Here is a 6,615-nt window from a genome sequence, read left to right as displayed (position 1 = left end):
GCGCGACGCCGATGGCCGCGCCAAGGTCGAGCTGGTGCGCGACGAGGACGGCCTGCTGCGCTGGGTCTATTCGCCGCCGACCACGCCCGGCGGCACGGGGCGGCGCTCCTACCGGTCGATTCGCGTGGCGCCGGACGACGTCGTGCAAAGCTTTCGCTTCAACGACTTCGGTGCCAATGCGGTCACCGACAAGCTGATCGCGGCCGATGACTGGTTGACGCCCGACAAGGGCATGCAGCGCTGGCAGGACGGCCGCCTGGTGAACGACGCCCAGCCCAGGATAGACAAGGGCCGCGTGCTGCTGCTGGTGCATGGCACCTTCAGCAAGTCGCAGATGTGGTTCGACGAGCTGCAGGCCACCGACGCCGGCAAGAAGCTGCTCGCCGGCTGGCAGCAGAAGTACAGCGCCATCCTGGCGTTTGGCCACGCCACCCTGTCCGTGGCGGCCTGGTCCAACGCCCTCGATCTGCACAGCGCCCTGCAGGACGTCAGCGCGCCCATCGACGTGGTCTGCCACAGCCGGGGCGGCCTGGTCGTGGGCTGGCTGATGCGGCTGCGCGCCGTGCCGGTGGAGCGGGTGATCTTCGTGGCGTCGCCGCTGGTGGGCACCAGCCTGGCCGCGCCGGACAAGCTTCGTGCAGCCCTCGACATGATCGCCAGCTACGCCGATGCCGTGTCGACGCTCAGCAAGCATGCGACGGGCATCGTGCCCTTTGCCGAGGGCGTTTCGCTGCTGGCCAAGATCTTCGGCAAGGTGCTGCACCTGGGCAGCACCACGCCCATCGTCGACGCGGCGGTGGGCTTGGTGCCGGGCCTCGCGACGCAGCAGCTGGTCAAGAACAACAACGATGTGCGGCAATTGTTTGCCGCGCCTTGGCTCAGCAGCCCCCAGATGTCCGGCATCGGCGCGTCTTTCCAGCCCGACGAGAGCGCTCAGCCGATCTGGAAGTTCTGGCGGCGCTTCAGCCACATCGGCGACCAGGTCAAGTACGGTGCGGCCGACATGGTGTTCCCCGGCCCCAACGACCTGGTGGTGGACGTGGACTCGATGTTTCGCCTGGGCGAGGGCGGCAACATCACGTTCGAAGCCCTCGGCGTGGGCCCGACCACACATCACACCAACTACTTCCGCGATGAGCGAGTGATCGGTTATCTGGGCGATCAGTTGTCGATTCAGAACTGAGGGGTTTCGCGGTCCGCCTTCCAACGCGAGAGTGCGTTCGTCGTCGCGATGAGGGTGACCCACGGCGATGGGTGCCTGATTGCGGCGCCGAACTGATCTTCGACCAGCCCAACGATCTCGTCGTCGACAGCGCGACGACGCATCACAGCAGCTACTTCCAGGACCTGCGCGTGCTCAGCCGGCTGGATGCTCGCTTGCGCTGAGCGGCCTTGCCAGGCGCGTCTCTACACAGTGCGCAGGCTCTCAAGTTGCGCCATGGAGGCCTGCAGCAGGTCTTCAACCATGCCGAGCACCCGATCCCGCTCAAGCTCGAGCGCAGCGCGCTCTGCATCGGCGCTGTCGATACCCGACCGGTCGACGCTCAGCAGCAGGTGAAACGGCAGCACCAGCGGCAAACCTTCCATCAAGCCGCGGTGGCCGTCTGCCAACCCGCCCTGGGGCGTGAATGGGCGTTCGGTCAGGTCAATCATGGTCCCGACCATGCGCACCGCCCGGCCCTCGGCGTTGCGCTCGATGACCCGGCCGCGCGAGTGGACGACGCGATACCCCGAGCCATTGCTGCGCAGGCGGAATCTGGCCTCGTAGCTGGGCTGGCTGCCCCGGGCGTGTGCGCTCATGGCTGCAAGCATGCCTTCAAGGTCGGCAGGATGGACCCTGCAGCGCCAGAAGTGGGTGCTATCGGCGCTGTACGGTTCGGGATAACCGAGCTGCTGTTTCCACTGGGGTGAATGGTGAACGGTCTCAAGGTCAAGGCGGAGGTCCCACACGCCAAGCTCACCTGCCTCAATGGCCTGTCGCCAATGAATTTCAGCCGGTGGTCGCTGCATGTCCATGGACGGGATTGTCATGTCGCGATTCGGCGCAATCCGGCTTCGAGCCCGGTCGGAAAGGGCGAATGCAGTGAATCCCAACGCTAACAGCAACTTGCGAGGCTGTTGCTCCCTACCGGCTGTTCCAAAGCGCCAGTCCACCTGCCGCAAGCGCATGGTCTTCCCACCCGTCGAGGCCCGAAACGATCAAGGTCCCCACTCGGCCCTTGCCGTGCACCGCCAGGGGCAAGGCGCCGCCTTCGGCCTGGAAGAGGGTGGGGTCGAGGCCGGTTTCCGCATGGAAATTGGCCTGGCGTTCGAGGAACTCCAGCCGAACCCGCCATGAACTGTGGCCAAACCGGCGAACGACGTTCTTCTTCTTGGTGATCCAGTCCGCGTTGCCGGCGCCCGTGCCATCCATGAAATAGACGAACAGGGGATGGTCGTCGGTCTCCAGATGAATGGCCACGGGCCGGGCCGCAAACCACTGCTGCGCCAGCGCGAGGATGGATTGCCCGATCCCCATGGCGTCAGCCGCGGTCAGGCGCTCGAGCACGAGTGCTGCTTCCTGGGCCGCACACTGGGCGGCGGTCTCCGGAGCTTTCAAGCGGGAGTCCATGCGCTATCGCGCCTTGTGACGAAGCTGCGCCGACGTGAACCTGCGGCCCGCCAGCGCCAGATGGGCGGTGGCACGGATGTCGTCCGAGCCCGCGCCGAGCTGTACTTCATAGGTTCCGGGCGCGATCACCCAGTCGCCGGTCGACTCGTCGAAGGTGGCCAGCAGCCGCGGGTCGACCGTGACCGCGCCCGTGCCGGTCTGACCCGGCTTCAGCGCCAGCTTGCCGAAGCCGACCAGACGCCTGGGCGCTTCCCATTGAGCGCTCTGCGGCGCACGGACGTAGACCTGGCCGACCGAGGCCCCGTCGCGCTTGCCGGCGTTCTTGATGGTGAACTTGACGGTCACCTGCCCGCCGGCCTTCTGGGCTTGTTCTGCCTTGAGGCCGCCCAGCTCGAAGCTCGTGTAAGACAGGCCATGGCCGAAGGCGTACAGCGGCTTGTGGCCGTGCAGGTCAAACCACTTGTAGCCCACCGCGGCGCCCTCGGTGTAGCGGACCGTGAACAGCGGGCCGTCCGAYTTGCCGCCGATCTGCCGGCGCACCAGCTGATCCGTGCTCGCAGGGAAGGTGATGGGCAGGCGGCCRGAGGGGTTCACCTCGCCGGTGAGGATGCGGGCGATGGCCTCGCCGCCGGCCGCGCCCGGGTAGAAGGCCGCGAGGATGCCCTTCACGTCCTTCTTCCAGGGCATCAGGATGGCGCCGCCGCTCTCGACGACGACCACGGTGTTCGGGTTGGCCTTGGCGACCGCGCTGACGATGGCGTCCTGGTTGCCTTCCAGCGTCAGCGACGCGTCCAGCGACTCGGCGGTCCATTGGTGGACGAAGACGATGGCCATGTCCGCCGCGGCTGCGGCCTTGCCGGCGGACTCGACGTTGGTGCCCGCGTCGAAGGTGAATGCCGTCTGCGGCCGCAGACGCTGCAGCGCCTTCATCGGCGATGAGGGCTGCCACACCTGGGTCAGCCAGCCGCCCGGGCCGAGGCCGGTGACGGCGGTGCCGCCGATGGGCGTGACCGACGCGGAGCCGCCGCCTGCCAGCACGGCCTTGTCAGCATATGACCCGATGAGGGCCACGCGCTTGGGCGCCCCCAGCGGCAGCAGGCCGGCCTCGTTCTTCAGCAGTACCAGCGACTGCTCCGCGGCGGCCTGCGAGACCTGCGCGTGGGCGGCAAAGTCGATGGGGCCTGGCTTGAGCGGGTGGTCCATCACGCCCTTGTCGAACATCGCCCAGAGGATGCGCCGGGCCATGTCGTCGATGCGCGACCGCGGCACCGAGCCGTCCTCGACGGCCTCCTTCAGTGGCTTGGCAAAGTAGGGCGCCTTGTCGAAGGGGAAGCCGGACTGCTGGTCAAGCCCGGCGGTGGCAGCGAGCACGGTCGAATGCACGGCACCCCAGTCCGACATCACGTAGCCCGGGTAGCCCCAGTCGCCCTTGAGCACCTTGTTCTGCCAGAAGGCGTTCTGGCAGGCGTAGACATCGTTGATGCGGTTGTAGGAGCACATCACGGAGCCGGGGCTGGACTTCTCGATGGCGAGCTCGAAGGCCAGCGCGTCGCTCATGCGCAGCGCGGACTCGCCAATCTGCGCGCTGACGATGTTGCGGCCGGTCTCCTGCGCGTTGATCAGGTAATGCTTGATCGTCGAAATGATGTGGTTGGCCTGCACGCCGCGGATCAGCCCGGCGGCCATGTCGGCGGCGAGCAGCGGGTCCTCGCCGGTGTACTCGAAGTTGCGGCCGTTCTGCGGTTCTCGCGCGAGGTTGACGCCGCCCGCCAGCATGACGTTGAAGCCCGACAGCCGGGCCTCCCGCCCGATCATCTTGCCGCCGGCCTCGGCCACACGCGGGTCCCAGCTGGCGGCCGTGGCCAGCGACGAGGGCAGTGAGGTGCGCTCCAGGTTGGGATTGCGCACGCCGATGGACGCGTCGGCCTGGTGCTGGGCCGGTAGCCCCAAGTGCTCGATGCCGGGGATGTAGCCGGCCGAACCCGGAATCACCGTGGCGATGACCTCCTTGGTGTTGACGCCGGGGATCACGGCGCTGTCCACCTGCGCCAGCTGATCGCCCGAGGCGTAGCCGAACACCAGCAGCAGCTTCTCATCCAGCGTCATCGCCTTCAGCAGCAACTCGGTGCGCTGCGCGGCGCTCTTGGCCTTGTCCGTCCAGGGCTGGGCATCGGCGGCGAGCAGGGGCTGCGCGGCGGCGCAGAGGGCCAGCGCTACGGCCGTGGCCACCAGGGAGGCATGCATTGATTTCATGGCGAAAGGCGCATTGCGGCCGGGGTGGAATCGGTTCCAGCATCGCAGCGGTGGGGCGGACTCTACCTGGATAGCCCGGTAGGTTAATGGGGTGAACGCAGTGAACCCCCAACGCATGCCGGCAGCACGCCGTGGCGCATCGGTTGGGCCCTCACAATTGCCGCCAATAACTAACTATAGGGAGACACGGCATGCCTCACGCCCGGGTAGCACAGCCTTTTTCCGCACGGATGCTCGCCGCCTGCGCGCTGGCCATGACCTCATTGCTTGCCAGCGCGGCAGAGCCCGCCGCGCGGGTGCTCGCCTTCAGCCCGCAGGGGCAGGTGCCGGGTGCGGAGCAGGTCCGGGCCACCTTCAGCGAGCCCATGGTGCCCATGGGCAAGGTGGCCGCGCCGGGGCCGTTCGAGGTGGACTGCGGGCTGGCCGGCGAGGCGCACTGGGTAGATGACCGCACGTGGGTGATGGACCTGAAGGACCAGGCGCGTGACGGCCGGGCCTGCGAGTTCCGCGTCAAGCCGGCGCTGAAGTCCCTGGCCGGGCATGCCGTGGGCGAGCCGCTTGCGTTCCGCTTCCAGCTGCCGGCGTTGACCGATGAGATGAAGCGCTACGTCGCGAACGTTGTTCCCCACCACGGCGCGGCCTGGGTCGCGGAGGACCAGGTCTTTCTGCTGCGCTACACCCATCCCCTGGGCGGCACCCCGACAGACGTTCGCTGCGAGGCGCCGGGCCAGCCCGAGGCCCCGGCCATCCACCTGCCGACCGAGGTTCGCGACGGGCTGAAGCAGCAGGCCAGCTGGATGTGGGAGGCGCCCGACCGCCTGGAGGCGGTGCGCTGCCCCTTTGCGCTGGCGCCCGGGAGGCCTGTCACGCTGCGGCTGGTGCGCCCGACCTTGAAGCCCCATGAGCTGAGCTTCACGGCTCGCGCGCTGCCGGCCGTGACCGTGGCGTGCAGCCGCCTGCAGCCCGACGGCGACTGTGCCGCCAACTTCCCCATCGCCCTGGAGTTCAACGCGGCGATGCCTGAAGCTCTGCTTCGCGAGATCCGCCTGGACGTGGGGCAGGGCCCGCGCCCCGGCACGGTGAAGGTCCAGCCGGCCACGCTGACTTCCGGTGCCAGCAGCACGGTCACTTTCGAAGGCGGTTTCCAGCCCCGCGCCGAGTACCGGATCCGCTGGCCGGACCAGGACTTCGTGGACGACGCGGGCCGCAAGCTGGCGCGTGACCGCCGGCCCGCCAGCATCAAGACGCTGCCCGCGCTGGGGCTGGCGTACCTTCCGGTGCCGACGGTGTCGATCCGGCCGCTTCGGGCCGACAACACGGTGCCGGTCTTCCTCCAGGGGGCGGCCACCCGGCCTGCCGTGCGCGCCAAGGTCATCGGCGCGGGCGACGGCGACGAGGCGGCAGACCAGCTCATCCTGCGGTGGATGGGGCTGCTCGGCGCCGGTGAGGGCCCGCACCACTACTTCTCGATGCCCGACGCCTGGCGCCCGCGTGGGCGGGTCGATGCGCCCCTGCTGGGTGACGCCGCCGCCATCCCGTTGCAGGCCGTGGAGGCTGCGGTCTCTCCCGAGGCCCGCCGTGGGCGGGTGGCGCTCAAGGGCGCGGGCCTGCATCTGCTGGAACTGCAGGCGTTCGCCGTCCAGGGCGATGCCGTCCCCGCGTACGACAGCGTGGCCGTGTTGCTGACGCGGTTGGCCGTGCACTTGAAGGTTGCCGAGACCAACAGCGCCGTGTGGGTGACGCAGCTGGAC

Annotated in this window: 6 protein-coding genes; 3 read left to right on the top strand and 3 right to left on the bottom strand. The window is 68.4% G+C overall.

From position 1 onward, the window contains the following. Together AC1DU6_RS16190 and AC1DU6_RS16185 are read left to right on the top strand one after the other, a co-directional pair. Positions 1–1,183: esterase/lipase family protein (locus tag AC1DU6_RS16190; protein WP_477858300.1), on the top strand; the 1,183-nt coding region annotated here is incomplete at its 5' end. Positions 1,184–1,254: 71 nt separating this feature from the next. Continuing rightward, entirely contained in the window at positions 1,255–1,386 is a 132-nt protein-coding gene (locus AC1DU6_RS16185) for a hypothetical protein (RefSeq protein ID WP_268795218.1), read from the top strand. Positions 1,387–1,407: 21 nt separating this feature from the next. Here AC1DU6_RS16185 and AC1DU6_RS16180 read toward each other — a convergent pair whose 3' ends face one another. The 3 genes from AC1DU6_RS16180 to AC1DU6_RS16170 form a co-directional block, all read right to left on the bottom strand. Continuing rightward, on the bottom strand, positions 1,408–2,031 hold the full coding sequence (locus AC1DU6_RS16180) for a PAS domain-containing protein (RefSeq protein WP_477858297.1): 624 nt from the start codon (positions 2,029–2,031) through the stop codon (positions 1,408–1,410). A 94-nt stretch (positions 2,032–2,125) separates the two neighbouring features. Then, positions 2,126–2,611 (bottom strand): heme-binding protein, encoded by a 486-nt coding sequence (locus AC1DU6_RS16175; RefSeq protein ID WP_457323027.1) that lies wholly within the window; start codon positions 2,609–2,611, stop codon positions 2,126–2,128. 3 nt (positions 2,612–2,614) lie between these two features. Then, positions 2,615–4,855 (bottom strand): beta-glucosidase, encoded by a 2,241-nt coding sequence (locus AC1DU6_RS16170; protein WP_477858295.1) that lies wholly within the window; start codon positions 4,853–4,855, stop codon positions 2,615–2,617. A 263-nt stretch (positions 4,856–5,118) separates the two neighbouring features. On the opposite strand from AC1DU6_RS16170, the gene AC1DU6_RS16165 reads away from it, so the two are divergent. Beyond that, positions 5,119–6,615 (top strand): hypothetical protein (locus tag AC1DU6_RS16165; protein ID WP_477858293.1); only part of this gene is annotated, 1,497 nt, incomplete at its 3' end.

Source organism: Roseateles sp. P5_B10 (assembly GCF_056400485.1).
This window is presented reverse-complemented; position numbering and strand designations above follow the sequence as displayed.

Coding starts and splice junctions, on each gene's coding strand:
- AC1DU6_RS16175 (WP_457323027.1), bottom strand. CDS start 2,611: ATGGACTCCCGCTTGAAAGCTCCGGAGACCGCCGCCCAGTGTGCGGCC.
- AC1DU6_RS16180 (WP_477858297.1), bottom strand. CDS start 2,031: ATGACAATCCCGTCCATGGACATGCAGCGACCACCGGCTGAAATTCAT.